This window comes from Rhizobium sp. L43 (assembly GCF_002531725.1).
Lineage (GTDB): Bacteria > Pseudomonadota > Alphaproteobacteria > Rhizobiales > Rhizobiaceae > Rhizobium.
Genome location: NZ_NWSQ01000005.1, coordinates 95,713 through 112,654 on the forward strand (window position 1 = coordinate 95,713; position 16,942 = coordinate 112,654).

Annotated in this window: 15 protein-coding genes and 1 pseudogene; 9 read left to right on the plus strand and 7 right to left on the minus strand. The window is 61.6% G+C overall.

Annotated features, from left to right (window positions below; all coding sequences use genetic code 11):
* Positions 1-181: 181 nt before the first annotated feature.
* The 3 genes and pseudogenes from pdxY to CO667_RS07525 all read left to right on the plus strand — a co-directional run bounded on the left by pdxY (position 182) and on the right by CO667_RS07525 (position 3,480).
* Positions 182-1,057 carry a pyridoxal kinase PdxY gene (gene pdxY / locus CO667_RS07515; protein WP_097617795.1) on the plus strand — a complete coding sequence of 292 codons (876 nt, stop codon included), beginning with the start codon at positions 182-184 and terminating at the stop codon, positions 1,055-1,057.
* A 72-nt stretch (positions 1,058-1,129) separates the two neighbouring features.
* Positions 1,130-1,771 (plus strand): carbonic anhydrase, encoded by a 642-nt coding sequence (locus CO667_RS07520; RefSeq protein ID WP_097618088.1) that lies wholly within the window; start codon positions 1,130-1,132, stop codon positions 1,769-1,771.
* 97 nt (positions 1,772-1,868) lie between these two features.
* Positions 1,869-3,480, plus strand: a pseudogene (locus CO667_RS07525) (GGDEF domain-containing protein).
* Positions 3,481-3,580: 100 nt separating this feature from the next.
* Here the strand turns inward: CO667_RS07525 and CO667_RS07530 are convergent.
* The 3 genes from CO667_RS07530 to CO667_RS36340 all read right to left on the minus strand — a co-directional run bounded on the left by CO667_RS07530 (position 3,581) and on the right by CO667_RS36340 (position 5,918).
* The gene (locus CO667_RS07530; RefSeq protein WP_097617796.1) at positions 3,581-4,405 is read right to left on the minus strand and encodes a lytic murein transglycosylase; all 825 of its coding nucleotides are present in this window, start codon (positions 4,403-4,405) and stop codon (positions 3,581-3,583) included.
* A gap of 168 nt (positions 4,406-4,573) precedes the next feature.
* The gene (locus CO667_RS07535) at positions 4,574-5,608 is read right to left on the minus strand and encodes an aspartate-semialdehyde dehydrogenase (protein ID WP_097617797.1); all 1,035 of its coding nucleotides are present in this window, start codon (positions 5,606-5,608) and stop codon (positions 4,574-4,576) included.
* Positions 5,609-5,720: 112 nt separating this feature from the next.
* Positions 5,721-5,918 carry a hypothetical protein gene (locus tag CO667_RS36340; protein WP_097617798.1) on the minus strand — a complete coding sequence of 66 codons (198 nt, stop codon included), beginning with the start codon at positions 5,916-5,918 and terminating at the stop codon, positions 5,721-5,723.
* Between the two features lie 102 nt (positions 5,919-6,020).
* On the opposite strand from CO667_RS36340, the gene CO667_RS07545 reads away from it, so the two are divergent.
* The 5 genes from CO667_RS07545 to CO667_RS07565 all read left to right on the plus strand — a co-directional run bounded on the left by CO667_RS07545 (position 6,021) and on the right by CO667_RS07565 (position 12,413).
* Positions 6,021-7,775, plus strand: coding sequence for an alkaline phosphatase (locus CO667_RS07545; protein WP_097617799.1), 1,755 nt, complete (start codon positions 6,021-6,023; stop codon positions 7,773-7,775).
* A 98-nt stretch (positions 7,776-7,873) separates the two neighbouring features.
* Positions 7,874-8,341, plus strand: coding sequence for a hypothetical protein (locus tag CO667_RS07550; protein WP_097617800.1), 468 nt, complete (start codon positions 7,874-7,876; stop codon positions 8,339-8,341).
* A 6-nt stretch (positions 8,342-8,347) separates the two neighbouring features.
* Positions 8,348-9,040: an ABC transporter ATP-binding protein gene (locus CO667_RS07555; protein WP_097617801.1), complete on the plus strand. Its 693-nt coding sequence runs from the start codon at positions 8,348-8,350 to the stop codon at positions 9,038-9,040.
* Positions 9,037-10,338: an FtsX-like permease family protein gene (locus tag CO667_RS07560; protein WP_097617802.1), complete on the plus strand. Its 1,302-nt coding sequence runs from the start codon at positions 9,037-9,039 to the stop codon at positions 10,336-10,338. The genes CO667_RS07555 and CO667_RS07560 overlap by 4 nt, the downstream gene beginning before the upstream one ends.
* 188 nt (positions 10,339-10,526) lie before the next feature.
* Positions 10,527-12,413 (plus strand): MFS transporter, encoded by a 1,887-nt coding sequence (locus tag CO667_RS07565; protein WP_097617803.1) that lies wholly within the window; start codon positions 10,527-10,529, stop codon positions 12,411-12,413.
* Positions 12,414-12,449: 36 nt separating this feature from the next.
* Here CO667_RS07565 and lpxE read toward each other — a convergent pair whose 3' ends face one another.
* The gene (gene lpxE, locus CO667_RS07570) at positions 12,450-13,202 is read right to left on the minus strand and encodes a lipid A 1-phosphatase LpxE (RefSeq protein ID WP_179874089.1); all 753 of its coding nucleotides are present in this window, start codon (positions 13,200-13,202) and stop codon (positions 12,450-12,452) included.
* 168 nt (positions 13,203-13,370) lie between these two features.
* Positions 13,371-14,483 (minus strand): 3-isopropylmalate dehydrogenase, encoded by a 1,113-nt coding sequence (gene leuB, locus CO667_RS07575; RefSeq protein ID WP_097617804.1) that lies wholly within the window; start codon positions 14,481-14,483, stop codon positions 13,371-13,373.
* Positions 14,484-14,654: 171 nt separating this feature from the next.
* Between leuB and CO667_RS07580 the strand changes: the two genes are divergently transcribed.
* Positions 14,655-15,587 (plus strand): pyridoxal-phosphate dependent enzyme, encoded by a 933-nt coding sequence (locus CO667_RS07580; RefSeq protein ID WP_097617805.1) that lies wholly within the window; start codon positions 14,655-14,657, stop codon positions 15,585-15,587.
* A gap of 113 nt (positions 15,588-15,700) precedes the next feature.
* On the opposite strand, the gene leuD is transcribed toward CO667_RS07580, so the two are convergent.
* Both leuD and CO667_RS07590 read right to left on the minus strand, forming a co-directional pair.
* A complete protein-coding gene (leuD, locus tag CO667_RS07585; protein WP_085738770.1) occupies positions 15,701-16,309 on the minus strand; it encodes a 3-isopropylmalate dehydratase small subunit in 609 nt (202 codons plus the stop codon).
* Between the two features lie 133 nt (positions 16,310-16,442).
* Positions 16,443-16,865, minus strand: coding sequence for a glyoxalase/bleomycin resistance/extradiol dioxygenase family protein (locus CO667_RS07590; protein ID WP_097617806.1), 423 nt, complete (start codon positions 16,863-16,865; stop codon positions 16,443-16,445).
* Between the last annotated feature and the right edge of the window lie 77 nt (positions 16,866-16,942).

A 16,942-nucleotide genomic window follows, 5' to 3' on the forward strand; every position in this document is an offset into this window, starting at 1 on the left:
TTTTTGACGCTGAAAATGGGAAATCGTTAGAGATTTTTCCGCTTTCGTGGCCAAAACGAATGGGACGGTCCTTCTTTCGATTTTTCGCTTCGCCGCACATTTCCATGCTCACGTGAAGAATGGTTGACAGCGTGGCGTCAAAAAGATCATCAAACGCCATCATCATTCGGACCCTGATATCATGTCGGAAAATGCAGCGGGCGCAGTCATCGTCATCTCAAGCCATGTGGTGCGCGGTTCGGTCGGAAACCGCGCGGCTGTCTTTGCGCTGGAAACGCTCGGTCATCCGGTCTGGGCCCTGCCGACCGTGGTGCTGCCCTGGCATCCCGGCCACGGCCGCTCGACGCGGCTGACATTTGCGGAAGCCGATTTCGACGCGGCGATCGACGATCTGATCCGCGCGCCATGGATCGGCGAAGTCAAGGCGGTGCTTTCGGGCTATTTCGGCAATGCCGCCCAGGCACGCTCCGTCGCCCGGCTGATCGCTGCGTTGAGGCAAGATAATCCCGAGCTCATCTATGTCTGCGATCCCGTCATGGGCGATCTCGGCGGCCTCTACGTGCCGGAAGCGACCGCCGAGGCCATTCGCGATCATCTCATTCCGCTCGCCTCGCTGGCGACGCCGAACCGCTACGAACTCGCATGGCTTTCGGGTGCGGCGCTCGAAGACAACAGCGCGATCATGGAGGCGGCTCTGGCGCTCGGGCCGTCGCGTATGCTCGTCACTTCGGCCGTGCCGATGATGGCGGGCGGTACCGGCAATCTCTATCTTTCCGGCCGGCACGCGCTTCTTGCCGAACACCGGGTCGTCGAAAATCCGCCGAACGGTCTCGGCGACCTGCTCGCCGCGGTCTTCCTGTCGCGTCTACTTTCCGGTCTGGAAGACGAAAAGGCGCTGCAGCTTGCCACGGCCAGCGTCTTCGAGGTGCTGGCGCGTGCCGTCAAGCGCGGCAGCAACGAGTTGATGCTGGCAAGCGATGCGTCCAGCCTTTCGACGCCGATGGCCATGGTGCAGATGCGCCGGCTCGTTCACCCGGCGCAGCGACGGAAAAAATGACGCATCCGTCTATCCGCTCATTTTGCGGTGCAGCAGTTGATCTTATCGTTCGTGCGCGCTAATCCAGAAGGCATGCAGCGTTTTCCAACACCACTTCTGGACGGCTACCGCAACTTCATGAACGGGCGTTATGCAGACGCCCGCGACAGGTATCGGCAGCTTGCCGAAAACGGTCAGAGTCCGCATACGCTTGTCGTTGCCTGTTCGGACTCGCGTGCGGCGCCGGAGCTGATCTTCGATGCCGGCCCGGGCGAACTCTTCGTCATCCGCAACGTCGCCAACATGGTGCCGCCTTATGAGCCGGACGGTCATTTCCATTCGACCTCGGCCGCGCTCGAATTTGCGGTGCAGGCGTTGAAGGTCTCGGATATCGTCGTGATGGGGCATGGCCGCTGCGGCGGCATTCGCGCTGCACTCGATCCGAATGCCGAGCCGTTGTCGCCCGGTGATTTCATCGGCCGCTGGATGTCGCTGGTCAAGCCCGCCGCCGAGCAGATCCAGAGCAACGACGTGATGACGGCGGCTGAGCGGCAGACGGCGCTGGAGCGTGTCTCCATCCGCAATTCGATCAACAATCTCAGAACCTTCCCCGATATCAAGGCGCTTGAGGACGCAGGAAAAATGCATCTTCACGGCGCCTGGTTCGATATCTCCACCGGTGAACTCTGGGTCATGGATGCCGAGACACGCGACTTCATTCGTCCTGAAATCTAGGGATAGCCGGGTTTATCAGTTTTTTAAGGATTGTTGTTAAGCTCGCCGGCAAATTGGTCGCACACGACCGACATTTTGATCACCGTGGCGATTGGCGATGAAGTTCGAAACCATCAAAAAGGTTATCCTGGCCGCGATCATGCTGCCCTTCGTCTTCATGCTCATTGAAGGCGTCGTCGTCATACGGACTTCAGTCAGGCAGTACAGGGATCTCGAGAAGGATCGGCAGTTCGCCGATGTGCTTGCCCGCGGCGGGTCGATCGCCGCCACAGAGATCCTGAGTGAAATCGGCGCCACCCGCCTCTACCTCGCACGTCCCAGCAGCGTGACTGCCGCCGACATGCAACGAAGCCGGGTGACGCTCGATCGCGAGCGTCGCGCTTTTTATGCCAGCCTGCCCTCCCGCGATACGCTCGACGAGGGCCTCGTCAGCGAATTATCAATTCTCAGCCTTGCCTATAGCCGCATCATCGCCGCACGAAGCGCCGTCGACCAAGGCCGCTATGCCGGCAGCGATCCCGGTTCTGTCTACTGGTATGCGGCTCTCAAGCAACTGGCTGTCGTCGATGCGCTTTCACCGCTGATCAGCGATCCGGTCCTGCTCGAGAAATCCAACCAGCTGATGGGCATCCTGCTGACCTATTACGGCGAAAGGCTGATGACTGGTGTCGGCACCCGCTACCTCGATCACGGTGTGTCCGCCAGATTTCCGGTGGAGCTGTTCGTGCAGGGCAAGGTCATGCTCGGTGAGGGCATGGACCACATGGTCTTTCATTCCGCAGCGCCGATCGTGCGCGACATCGTTGCCTATCTTGGCCGCAGGGACCAGGTGAAGGCGAATGCGATCACCGATGCCATCCTTGCCGGATCGCGGCCGACGCGTGAAGTGCGCGATATCTGGGCCGCCGCGCAGAGCGAACGCATGACCTTCCTGCAGCAGAAGATGGTCGAGGCCGCAAACGATTCACGAGACAGGCGAAAGCCTTTCGACACGCTCGCACCTCCACCTGACGCGGATCCTGGCGCTGTGCGCCGGTCTGCTGATCCTGGCGACATTGGTGATGGTGCTGGCGGCAAGGGGCTTGCGCCTGATCGATCGGTTGACGCGGGACCGCGAGATGCTGGTAGGCGAATTGCGTAATGCCGCTCAAATCGATCTTCTGACCGGCCTTTACAACAGGCGCGGCTTCGAGGTCGCGGCGTCTGCGCTTCTCACACAGGCCGAGCATGGCTCGCGCTGGATTTCCGTAGTGCTTTTCGACCTTGATCATTTCAAGAAGGTCAACGACGCCTACGGCCATGATGCCGGCGATGCCGTGCTCCGGCAGGTCGCGGGCGTCGCGCGCGAGAATTTTCGTTCCTTCGATCTCTTGGTGCGCCATGGCGGCGAGGAATTCCTGGCGCTTCTGCCGGATTCGACGCCTGACGATGCCGCTATCGTTGCCGAGCGCGTGCGACTGGCGATCGAGGCAGCGGAGATCCCCTTGCCGAGCGGCGATGTGCTCAAGGTGACGGCGAGCTTCGGATGCGCCGGCCGGGCAAATGAGGCCGCCAACCGGAACTTCGAGGATCTGGTCAAACGCGCCGATCTGGCGCTCTACGCCGCCAAGGCCTCCGGCCGCAACCGTGTCGTTTCGGGACCGACCGTGCCGGCGCAGGAGGAGCGCCGCAAGATGGCGTCCGGCGGCGGCTTTGATTCCCGCATATGAAAAACGCCGCATATCGCAGCGGCGTTTTCGCATATGAGTGCCCGATGAAGGCTCAGAGACCTCTATCCCGGAACCGCTGCGCCCTTCCGGGCGATATGCATTATCTGCCGGCGTCGATCTGCTGGCCGATATAGGCGATCGCCTGCTGGTAGACGCTGGCGGCGTTCCAGCCCTGGATGGCGACGAAATTCGGCTCTCCCGGCTGATAACCGGCGCCGGCGCGCCAGCCATGGCCTTTGAGGAAATTCGCCGTCGAGGCCAATGCATCGGCGCGGGAACCGACCATGTCGACGCGGCCGTCGCCATCGCCGTCGGCGCCGAAACGCACGACATTGCGCGGCAGGAACTGCGTCTGGCCGATTTCACCATGGGCAGCGCCCTTGGCCTGCGGGTTGAGATAACCCTCGGAAACGAGCTGGAGGGCAGCATAGAGCTGGTCGGTGAAATAATCCGAACGACGGCAGTCATAGGCAAGGGTCGAAACAGCCGACAGCGTATGCTGGTTGCCCATATAGCTGCCGAAACCGGTCTCCATGCCCCAGATCGCGATCAGCGGGCCGGCAGGAACGCCGAAACGGCGCTCGATGGAGGCAAAAAGCGCCTGGTTGGCGGCCTTCATGCTGCGGCCGCGGGAGATGACGGTGGCACCGCCGCGCTTCTGCATGAAAGCGTCGAAGGAGAGCTTGAAGCTCTTCTGGCCGCGGTCGGCGGCGATCGTCGGTTTGTTGTAGTTGACGTTGGCGAAGGCGCGGCTGAGCACCGATTGGCTGACGCCATTGGCCGCTGCCGTCTGCTTGAAATCGGCGACCCAGGCGTCGAAGCCGGCGCTGGTATTGCCACATTGCGGTCCTTGCGCGAACGCCGGTACCGCATGAAGGACGCCCATTGCCGCAGCGGCCGCCAGAAACAACTTTGTCATGCGCATTGAGAAACCCCGCTCTCGATCTGCATAGTTTTTAGGCGGCAAGAGAATGCCAGCCACTTGCGATTTTGTCACGATCACCTTTTAGCGAGGGCTTATACAATTGTATTCGCCCTGAAAAAGCCCCGCTCACCGAGCTGGGCTTTAACAGCTTATGGTTTACAAATGGTATCAGGCTGCCTGCTTGCGCGGCTTGACAAGACCGCGATTGACGAGCAGCTCGGCGATCTGGATGGCGTTCAATGCTGCACCCTTGCGCAGATTGTCGGAGACCACCCAGATGTTGAGGCCGTTTTCAACCGTCGCATCTTCTCGGATGCGCGAGATGTAGGTCGCATCCTCGCCGGCGGATTCATAAGGCGTGATGTAGCCGCCGTTCTCGCGCTTGTCGATGACGAGGCAGCCCGGTGCATCGCGCAGGATGTCGCGGGCCTGGTCGGCGGTGATCTCGTTTTCGAACTCGATGTTGACCGATTCCGAATGGCCGATGAAGACAGGCACGCGCACCGCCGTGCAGGTCACCTTGATCTTCGGGTCGAGCATCTTCTTCGTCTCGGCCAGCACCTTCCACTCTTCCTTGGTGTAGCCGTCTTCCATGAAGACGTCGATGTGCGGGATGACGTTGAAGGCGATACGCTTGGTGAACTTCTTGTTCTCGATCGGATCGGCGACGAAGACGGCGCGGGTCTGGTTGAACAGTTCGTCCATGCCGTCCTTGCCGGCGCCGGAGACCGACTGGTAGGTCGAGATGACGACGCGCTTGATCTTGGCGAAATCATGCAGCGGCTTCAGTGCCACCACCAGCTGGGCGGTCGAGCAATTCGGATTGGCGATGATGTTGCGCTTGGTGAACTGGCTGATGGCATCCGGGTTCACTTCCGGCACGATCAGCGGCACGTCGGCGTCGTAACGCCAGGCCGAGGAATTGTCGATGACGACGCAGCCCTGCTGGCCGATCTTCGGCGAGAACTTCTTGGAGATCTCGCCGCCGGCCGACATCAGGCAGATATCGGTATCGGAGAAATCGTAATTCTCCAGATTGGAGACCTTCAGCGTCCGGTCGCCGTAGGAAACCTCGGTGCCCTGCGAACGCGCCGAGGCAAGCGCCACGACCTCATCGGCGGGGAAGCCGCGTTCGGAGAGGATATTGAGCATCTCCCGGCCGACATTTCCGGTCGCTCCTGCAATTGCTACTTTGAAACCCATTTCTCAAGCTCTCTTTCTCTTCTCTCCTCTTGTCCGGTGAGGGGGAAAGGCGCGACGGATCGCGTCTTCCTGTCCCCAGCCGAGCCGGGGAGAGAGCGGCAGGCCAGAGACGTCAGACGGTTTTCGTCGTCGTTTTGGCCTTGGTTTTGGCAGAAACCGGAACGGCAATATCCATCCCGGCAACCCGTGCCCGGTCATTGCATACAGCAATGGCGTGTTCGTCGCGAACCATGGAGATTCCTTTTCCGCTGTTGCTCTTAGAAGGTTTTCCACAGGAGTCAAGGTTTTTGCGCTCAGAGCCGGAAGGCAAAAGCGGCGGCTGCCATGCTGCGACGTTTTGTCATGCCGCTGTCATCCTCGGGAGGTATCCCGGCCCTGTTATCAATGTCTGCAACGAAAACGGGGGTTTTCCATGCGTACGCTTCTTGCCGCCTTTGCGGCCACCACCATCCTTGCGGGCGCCGCGCAGGCGACGACGGTCTATCCGCTCGATCGCGCCACGATTCTCGTCGGCTCGCCGTTCGATTTCAAGGTCGAACTCAACAAGCAGGTCAAGCCCGAAGATGTGAAGATCACCGTCAACGGCCAGGACTACAAGACCGTTCTCGGCGGTGAGGCGCAGTTCGTCGAACTGGAAAAGGGCAAGGAAGACAAGGCTCTCGGTTCCGCTCTGCTGCTGCGCGGCCTGAAGCTTGCCGCTGCGGGCTCCTACAAGGTCGAGGTCGCCGCCGGAGACGAAACGAAGTCCGTCACCTGGAACGTTTACGAAACCGCGGCCCAGCCGAAGGCCAAGAACATCATCTTCCTGCTCGGCGACGGGCTTTCCGTTGCGCATCGCACCGCCGCCCGCATCATGTCCAAGGGCATGACCGAGGGCAAGGCGAACGGCCGCCTGAACATGGACGACCTCGACCGCATGGCTTTCATCGGCACGTCGGCGACGAATGCAGTCGACACGGACTCGGCCAACACCATGTCGGCCCTCATGACGGGCCACAAGACGGCCGTCAACGCGCTCGGCGTCTACGCGGACCGCACGCCGGCCTCGCTCGACGATCCGCGTGTCGAGACCTTTGGGGAGGCCGTTCGCCGCACGACCAAGAAGTCGATCGGCATCGTTGCGACGGCTGAAGTCGAAGACGCCACGCCGGCTGCGGTCGTTTCCCATACCCGCAGCCGTAACGACAAGGCCGACATCGTCGGCATGCTGCTCGAGGTCAAGCCGGAAGTCCTTCTCGGCGGCGGCTCGGCCTATTTCCTCGGCAAGGAAGTCGCCGGTTCCAAGCGCAAGGACAACCAGGACTACATCAAGCTGTTCCAGGATGCCGGCTACAAGCTTGCCACCGACAAGAACGAGCTCGCCGCCAATGCATCGGCTGAAGGTAATCTCCTCGGCCTCTTCCACACCGGCAACATGGACGTCACGCTCGATCGCGAGTTCCTGAAGAAGGGCACGGTCGACAAGTTCCCGAACCAGCCGGGCCTCGTCGCCATGACCAAGGTTGCGCTCGACCGCCTCTCGAAGAATCCTGAAGGCTTCTTCCTGATGGTCGAAGGTTCCTCGATCGACAAGATGTCCCATCCGCTCGATTGGGATCGCGCCGTCTTCGAAACCATCGAATTCGACCAGGCGATCGGCGTTGCCCGCGAATTCCAGAAGGCTCATCCTGATACGCTGATCGTCGTCACCGGCGACCACACCCACGGCGTATCGATCATCGGTACCGTCGATGATGACAAGCCCGGCACGGAGATGCGGGAAAAGGTCGGGACCTATGCCGAGGCTGGCTTCCCGAACTACAAGGACGAAAACGGCGACGGCTATCCCGATAAGGTCGACGTCAGCCGCCGGCTGTTCCTGAGTGCCAATAACGGCCCCGATCACTACGAGACCTTCCGTCCGAAGCTCGACGGTCCGTTCGTTCCGGCTGTCCAGAACGAAAAGAAGGAATATGTCGCCAACGAGCAGTATAAGGATGTTCCCGGCGCGGTCTTCGTTCAGGGCAATATTCCGAAGAGCGGCGATAGCGGCGTCCATGCGGTCGACGACGTCGTCCTGCAGTCGGCCGGTCCGGGCGCTGAAGGTTTCCATGGTTACATGGAACAGAGCGACGTCTATCGCGTGCTTGCCGACACTTTCGCCCTCGGTGCCAAGCAGACGAACTGATCGGAAGCCGATCCGGCAAGGCTGCTTGCCGGATCTGCCTCTTTCACCGATCATGGTCCCGGCCGTTCAGCGGCCGGGATTCATTCTTGGAGATCGCCATGGAAAAGCTCCCTTCGCTGTATCTCAGCCGCCGCGGCCTGATCGGCGCCATCGGTACGCTGGCCTTTGCCGCTGTGGCTCGCCGGAGTTTTGCTGCGGATTCCTCGATCAGCTTCGACGAGCTCTATGGCAAGTTCGGCGTGCTCGGCCTCGAATTCTCCGACAAAGTGAAGCGCCTTGCCGGCAAAGACGTCAGCATGAAGGGCTTCATGGCGCCGCCGTTGAAAGCCGAGGCGCAGTTCTTCGTGCTCACCGAAGTGCCGATGTCGCTCTGCCCCTTCTGCTCCTCGGATGCGGATTGGCCGGATAATATCGTCGTCGTCTATCTCGGGGAGAAGCAGACCTTCGTGCAGCCGCGCCAGACGATCGAAGTGCACGGCACGCTGGAATACGGTTCCTGGACGGACCCGGACACCGGCTTCGTCAGTCTGCTCCGCCTGCGCCAAGCCGAATATTCCGCCGTCTGAACCGATATGCTCGCTCTTGATATAGAAAACCTTTCCGTTGCCTTCCCGGGCCTGTCCTCGCCGGCGCTGGTGATCGACCGCCTGTCGATCGCTGCCGGCAGCAGGGTCGCCATTACCGGAGCGTCCGGCTCCGGCAAGAGCACTTTCGTCAATATCGTTGCCGGGCTGGAGCGGACACGCCAAGGCCGTATCCGCTGGAACGGCGAGGATATTGCGGGCTTTTCAGAAAGCCGGCGTGACCGGTTCCGTGCCGCCAATATCGGCTTGGTCATGCAGGAGTTCCATCTTTTCCCCGGCCTGTCGGCGCTGGAAAACGTGCTTCTGCCGGCGCGGCTTGCCGGCGCCGCCCCGGCTGACGTCATCGAGCGGGCGCATTCGCTTTTGAGCACTGTCGGTCTTTCCCGTCCGGGCCAGAAGGTCGAAACCATGTCGCGCGGCGAGATGCAGCGCGTGGCGATCGGCCGGGCGCTGCTGCGCAAACCCGGCGTCATCATCGCCGACGAGCCGACGGCGAGCCTCGATGCCGAAAGCGGCGAAGCTGTCGGCGATCTCATTCTCGATCTTGCCATTGCCGAAGGCAGCACGCTGATCGTCGTTTCGCACGATCAGCGCCTGGCCGGCCGCCTCGACCGGCGCATCACCTTCGGCTCCGGCCGGATCAGCGACGATTCCGCGGCAAAGGCGGGAGAGGCTGCATGATCCGCTTCATCCTTTCCGATCTTCGTCGCCTCTGGGCAGGGTCGCTGGTGGTTGTGCTCCTGGTGGCGCTTGCGAGCGCACTCGGCGTTTCCGTCGTACTGCAGGAGCGGGCGCTTCGTCTCGGCAGCGCGCGCGCCGCCGACAAGTTCGATCTCGTCATCGGCGCCGGCGGCAGCGAGACGCAGCTCGTCTTGTCCTCGGTCTTCCTGCAACCCTCGCCGCTGCCGCTGATGGCGGGCGAGGTGCTGGGCAGGCTTGCCGCCGATCCGCGTGTCGACTGGGCAGCCCCGATCGGCTTCGGCGATTCCTTCTCCGGCTATCCGATCGTCGGCACGACGACCATACTGGCGCAAAACCTGTCCGGCGGCTTAACCGAGGGCAAGGTTTTTGCGCGCGAGGGGGAGGCGGTCATCGGCTCCGCCGTCAAGCTGTCGCTCGGCGGCGAGATCAAGCCGATGCACGGTTTGCCTGATGAAGGCGGCGAGACTCATACCGAACTCGTCTACCATGTCGCCGGCCGCCTGCGGCCGACGGGCACCGCCTGGGACCGGGCCATTCTCGTTCCGATCCAGGCCGTCTGGCATATCCATGGCCTGGAGGCGGAGGAACATGCGGAGGAAGGCGCCGAGACCGAGCACGAACATGACGCGGGTACGGCTCATGATCATGAGCATGAGGAAGCCGGCGACCATCACGATGGGCATGCGCATCACGGCAAGCTTGACCCGGATGCCGCGCTCAACGAGAGCTGGACTGCAGACGCGCCCGGCCTTCCCGCCATTCTCGTCAAGCCGAAGACGATCGCCGATGCCTACAGGCTGCGGCAGGAATATCGCAGCGGCAATACCGTCGCCGTCTTTCCCGGCGAGGTGCTGACCAATCTCTATGCCACGCTCGGCGACGCCAAGCAGATCCTCGTCGCGGTCGCCGCCGGCGCGCAAGCTCTCGTCGCAGCCTCGCTGGTGCTGGTCACCGTCATCCATATCGGCCAGCGCCGCCGCCAGATCGGCGCGCTGAGGGCTTTCGGCGCCCCGCGCGGCGCGATCTTCGGCATCGTCTGGCTGGAATTCTTCTTTCTGGTGGCGGTCGGCATCGGGCTCGGATTCGCCCTCGGTTATGCCGCGGCGCTGACCATGTCGGGCATGCTCTCGCAGACGAGCGGGGTCGCCATGACGGTCGGCTTTGCCCGCGAGGATGCCGGACTTGCAGTGGTGCTGCTTGCTTTTGCGACAATTCTTGCAGCATTGCCGGCGGTGCTCACCTACCGGCAATCGCCGGCGCAGGCGCTGAGGGCGTGATCACGGGCGGTGGACGTCCCGATGTGCATGACAAAGCCTGTCGCTCTTAGACTAAAGTCATAATCCCAAAGCCTCTCTCTTTGCGGCCCGTCTTTTCTGGCACACTCTCGTCAGGCGTGTCGCGGCCAGGGGTCTGCTTTGAGGAGAGTAGGTCGCGCGCGTGCTCATCACTCTGTGGAGGACAGACAATGGCAAATGTCGCAAGCATCGACGGCGCGAAGGCCGGTCCGATGACGGGCGAAGAGAAGAAGGTGATCTTCGCCTCTTCGCTCGGCACCGTTTTCGAATGGTATGATTTCTATCTCTACGGTTCGCTCGCCACCTATATCGGCGCGACCTATTTCACCCAATATCCCGAGGCGACGCGCAACATCTTCACGCTGCTCGCCTTTGCCGCTGGCTTCCTGGTGCGTCCCTTCGGCGCGCTGGTGTTCGGCCGTCTCGGTGATCTCGTCGGACGCAAATACACCTTCCTGGTGACGATCCTGATCATGGGTCTGTCGACCTTCCTCGTCGGTATCCTGCCGGGCGCCGCCACGATCGGCATCGCAGCGCCGATCATCCTGATCGCGCTGCGCCTGTTGCAGGGCTTGGCGCTGGGCGGTGAATATGGCGGTGCGGCGACCTATGTCGCCGAACATGCGCCGAATGGCCGCCGCGGCTATTTCACGTCGTGGATCCAGACGACGGCAACGCTCGGCCTGTTCCTGTCGCTGATCGTCATCGTGCTGGTTCAATATCTGATGGGCCCGGTTCAATTCGCCGCCTGGGGCTGGCGTATTCCGTTCCTGGTCTCGGTCGTCCTGCTCGGCGTCTCCGTCTGGATCCGCCTGAAGATGAACGAATCGCCGGCGTTCCAGCGGATGAAGGCGGAAGGCAAGGGCTCCAAGGCGCCGCTGACCGAAGCTTTCGGCCAATGGAAGAACGCCAAGATCGCGATCATCGCGCTTCTCGGCGCCACGATGGGTCAGGCAGTCGTCTGGTACGGCGGCCAGTTCTATGCGCTGTTCTTCCTGCAGAACGTGCTGAAGGTGGACCTGCAGTCGGCCAATATCATGGTCGCCATCGCGCTCTTCCTCGCTACGCCGTTCTTCGTCATCTTCGGCGGCCTTTCTGACAAGATCGGCCGCAAGCCGATCATCATGGCGGGTCTTCTCATCGCAGCGGTAACCTATAACCCGCTGTTCAAGGCGATGACCTGGACGGCGAACCCGGCGCTTGCCGAAGCGCAGGCAACGATCCGGGCAACGGTGACGGCCGATCCGGCGGATTGCAGGTTTCAGTTCAACCCGACCGGTACGGCGAAGTTCACCAGCTCCTGCGACGTGGCGACGGCGTTCCTGACGAAGAACTCGGTGCCTTACGACGTCGTGCCGGGTACCGCCGGTCAGCCGGCAACGGTGAAGATCGGTAACGCGACGATCCCGAGTTTTGACGTCGTTGCTGCCGGCGACAAGGCCAAGGGCATGACTGCCGCCTTCGAAAAGGGCGTCAACATCGCGCTGCACGATGCCGGCTACCCGCTGAAGCGCGGCGCCGCCAAGGTGCCGGATGCCAAGCTCGATGCCTTCATCGCGGCCAATCCGGAACTGTCGCTCAATGCCGATGCCGTGCGTGCCGGCGAAAAGGAAACCGTGCCGGCGGCCAAGCTGGTCGAGACCAAGCTGCTGACGGCCGATGAGGCCAATGGCGTCACCGACATGGCGGTCTACAACGTCGCCAATGGCGGCACCTTCGCCATGGCGGCCGATCCGGCTCGCGTCAACTGGATCGGCACGATCGCCATCCTGTTCGTCCTCGTCCTCTATGTGACGATGGTTTACGGCCCGATCGCCGCTCTGCTGGTCGAACTCTTCCCGACCCGCATCCGCTATACCGGCATGTCGCTGCCCTATCACATCGGCAACGGCTGGTTCGGCGGCCTGTTGCCGGCGACGGCCTTCGCGATGAGCGCTGCCGCAGGCGATATCTATTACGGTCTCTGGTATCCGATCGTCTTTGCGACGATCACGCTGGTGATTGGCCTGATCTTCCTGCCGGAGACGAAGAACAGAGATATCCACGCCATGGATTGAGGAAGCGCATTCGCACTTAAGAAAAAGGCCCGGCGCTCACAAGGCGCCGGGCTTTTCCGTGTCGGAAAACAAGCGCTTGGCGAGCGGCCAGCCATCCGGCGCCAATTTGAACAGCAGGCCGCAGCGGGCAAAGACGATCGCCGTCAGCAGTGAGAACCAGGCGCCAAAGGCAAGGCCGGCGAGGACGTCGCTCGGATAATGGGCGCCGACCATCACCCGGGTCATGCCGAGCCAGATGGCGCAGGCGATGAAGGCCACGCGGTAGCGTGGAAACAGCAGGGCGAAAGCGGCGAAGAAGGCGCCGACCGTGGTGGAATGCCCGGACGGAAAACTTTCGAAAGCGGCGTGGCCTGAAAAGGGCGTGAAGGAAAACATGCCGTAATCGTGAAAATGATCGGGACGTGCCCTGCCGATCGCCCGCTTCAGCAGGTTGGCGAGAAGCCCCGACAAGACGACCGTGGTGAAGAGATAGGCGCCGATCCAGCTGACATAGAGCGCCTGCGCCTTGGAGCGCGCCGTCTTCACGAGCTTGTAGCCCGCCCGGCCCTGAAAGAACAGCAGGATGCTGGTGTAGATCAGCCAGGCGGAATCGCCGAAACCAGTCATGATCTCGCCGAGGTGTTTCACCGGCGCCGGAACTTCGCTGGCGCCGATCGGCGCATCGAAGAGCAGCATGGAAAGGATCACGGCATTGAGCGTGATGAAGAGACAGGCCTGCCAGCGCAAAGGCGGCATGCCGACGCTGCTCCGGCGCCAGCGCCTGTCCAGGGAAGCCCAAAATGCCCGCATGCCGTCGTCCGTTCGAATTTGCCCGCTGGTTAAATCCGGCGCAAAAATACACGAGATTGTGGCTAGGAATAGTCCGTTTGGGATAATTCGACCAAGCCGCTCGCGCTCTTCAGAAAAAAGCCCTCCGCATGCATCATGCGAAGGGCCGGAACTGTTTCACGTGAAATATCAGGCGGAAAGCGTCTTGAACTCGGCGAGGATCGCATCGCCCATCTCGACGGTGCCGACCTGCCTTGCGCCATCGGCCATGATGTCGCCGGTGCGGATGCCCTTGTCGAGCACGTTGGCGATCGCCTTTTCCAGGTCGTCGGCTTCCTTCACCAGGTTGAAGGAATAACGCAGGCACATGGCGAAGGAGGCGATCATGGCGATCGGATTGGCGATGCCCTTGCCGGCAATGTCGGGGGCCGAGCCATGCACCGGCTCGTAGAGCGCCTTGCGCTTGCCGGTCTTGCCGTCAGGCGCGCCGAGCGAGGCCGATGGCAGCATGCCGAGCGAGCCGGTAAGCATGGCGGCGACGTCGGAGAGCATATCGCCGAAGAGATTGTCGGTGACGATGACGTCGAACTGCTTGGGCTGGCGCACCAGCTGCATGCCGCCGGCATCGGCCAGCATGTGTTCGAGCTGGACGTCGGAATATTTCGCCTTGTGCGTCTCGGTTACCACCTGGTTCCAAAGCACGCCCGACTTCATGACGTTACGCTTTTCCATGGAGCAGACGCGGTTCTGCCGCGTGCGGGCCATTTCGAAGGCGACGCCGGCGATGCGCTCGATCTCGTAGGTATCGTAAACCTGCGTGTCGATGCCGCGTTTCTGGCCGTTGCCGAGGTCGATGATCTCCTTCGGTTCGCCGAAATAGACGCCGCCCGTCAGCTCGCGGATGATCAGGATATCGAGGCCTTCGACCAGTTCCGGCTTCAGCGACGAGGCCGCGGCAAGGGCCGGATAGCATATGGCCGGGCGCAGGTTCGCGAAGAGCTGCAGATCCTTGCGCAGGCGCAGCAGGCCGGCTTCCGGGCGCACGTCGTAAGGCACGCTATCCCATTTCGGGCCGCCGACGGCGCCGAAGAGGACGGCATCGGCGGCAAGCGCCTTCTGCATGTCGGCTTCGGAGATCGCCGCGCCATGCGCATCATAAGCGCTGCCGCCGACAAGGCCTTCGTCGGTGACGAAACCGGCATTCATCGCCTCGTTCATATAGGCGATGATCTTGCGGACCTCGCCCATGGCCTCGGGACCGATGCCGTCACCCGGCAGCAGGAAAAGATTGCGCACAGTCATGAAACCCTCCTGGGAAAAACAAGTTGCGGTTTCTTAGACCCCGGAAATGGGCATTTCAAGCGACAGAAGCGGTGAATCGGTACGCTTCGCTCTTCGCCGCGATGGTTGCTCCTGCACCAGGAAACGGATTAGAACCGGCAGGCCCTACCTTTATTTCCCTGGATGCTTCCCATGCCTTTCGCGCCTCTCCATCTCGACACGCCCTTGGTTCAGACAGCACCCGGCTACAGCGCCAGGGGCAAACCGCTCTGGCTGAAGCTCGATGCGCTGCAGCCTTCCGGCAGCTTCAAGCTGCGCGGCGTCGGCCGGCTTTGCCGGCACGAGGTGGAAAATGGGGCGCGCGAAATCTTCTGCGCTTCCGGCGGCAATGCCGGCATTGCCGCGGCCTATGCCGGCCGGGCGCTCGGTGTGCCGGTCACGATCGTCGTGCCGGAGACGACGGCGGCCGATGTCCGGCAGACGATTGCCGCAACGGGGGCGAATGTCCTCGTTCATGGTTCAGTTTTCGATGAGGCCAATGCCCATGCGGTCGAACTCGCCCGGAGCCGCAAGGCGAGCTATGTGCACCCTTTCGACCATCCGCTTCTGTGGGACGGCCATGCGACGCTGATTGACGAAGTGGTGGCGAAGGGTGCCAAATTCGATTGCGTCGTTACCAGTGTCGGCGGCGGCGGGCTGCTTGCCGGCATTGTCGAGGGGCTGAAGCGAAACGGGCTTTCCGATGTGCCGGTTATCGCCGTCGAAACGGAAGGGGCGGCCTCGCTGCATGCCAGTCTCGAGGCGAACGAGCGCATTGTCCTTCCCGCCATCACCTCGATTGCCAATTCGCTCGGCGCGCGACAGGTGGCGCAGCATGTTTTCGACCTGCCGAAGCAGCATCCGATCGAAAGTGTCGTCGTCAGCGACGCCGATGCGGTTGCCGCCTGCCTGAAATTTGCCGATGCCTATCGCATCTTGGTCGAGCCGGCCTGTGGGGCGGCCCTTGCCGTTGCCGATGTGCATGCCGGGCTGCTTCAGCGCTTCGACAATCCGCTGATCGAAGTCTGCGGCGGTATCGGCGTGTCGCTCGAAAAGCTTAAGGCCTGGAAAGAAAAGCTTCTCTGATCGACGGCAATTCAAAGTGTTACAGCGTCCTTTGCGCGTCTGGAAAGAGGCGCGGCGCTGTAAAGAAAAAGCCGGGCGAAAGCCCGGCTTGATCGATCATTATTGGAACGCGCTCAGGCCGCCCAGGGGTGCGACGCGGCGTTCTTCTTTTCGAAGCTGTCGATCGCCTTGCCCTTTTCCAGCGTCAGGCCGATGTCGTCGAGGCCGTTCAGCAGGCAGTGGCGCTTGAACTCGTCGAGATCGAATTTGATCGAGCCGCCGTCAGGGCCGGTGATTTCGAGATTCTCGAGGTCGACGGTCAGGATGGCGTTGGAGCCGCGCGAGGCGTCGTCCATCAGCTTGTCGAGATCTTCCTGGCTGACCTTGATCGGCAGGATGCCGTTCTTGAAGCAGTTGTTGTAGAAAATATCGGCGAAGCTGGTCGAGATGACGCAGCGGATACCGAAATCGAGCAGCGCCCAGGGTGCGTGCTCACGCGAGGAGCCGCAGCCGAAATTGTCGCCGGCAACCAGGATCTTGGCATCGCGGTAGGCCGGCTTGTTCAGCACGAAATCCGGGTTTTCGGAGCCGTCTTCGTTATAACGGGCCTCCGCGAAGAGGCCGGTGCCGAGGCCGGTGCGCTTGATCGTCTTCAGATAATCCTTCGGAATGATCATGTCGGTGTCGATATTGACGACCGGCAAGGGCGCAGCAACGCCCGTGAGCTTCACGAATTTATCCATGAGCCATGCTCCATTTCTGCAAATCTACTTCCTGAATTTGCATCTAGTCCAGTTTTCCGCCGAAATGAAGGAGAATCTTTCTAAAATGGCGGCCACGCGACGTTTCGCGCGGCCTGCCATTGTGCGTGTTTGGTTATTTGGTCGGTGCGTTCAGGCCCCAGAGGACGCCGAACGGGTCGCGAAGCTGGCCGTATCGGTCGCCCCAGAACATCAGTTCGACCGGCATGACGACTTCAGCACCGGCAGCGACGGCGCGATCCCACCAGAAATCGATATCGTCGATCACCAACTGGATGGCGAAGCCTTCATGGCCTTTGAAGGGGTGGCCGTATTCGGGATAGGCATCGGACAGCATGAGGGAGCTGCCGTTGATGTAGAGATGCACATGCATCGTCCGGCCGCTCTCGTCGACCGGCACGATATAGGCTTCCTCGGCGCCGAAAGCCTTCTTGTAGAATTCGGCGGCTTTCACCGCGCCCCCGACCGTCAGATAGGGCAGCAGGCCGTTCTTGACCGGCGGCATTTTGACCGGATTGTTTTCCGTCGTCACATCCATGCTCGTCCTCCATTCGTTTTCAAGCGCCGGCTGAATGCCCGGCTGCTTCAAGGACGTATCATGGAAGCATGATCCGA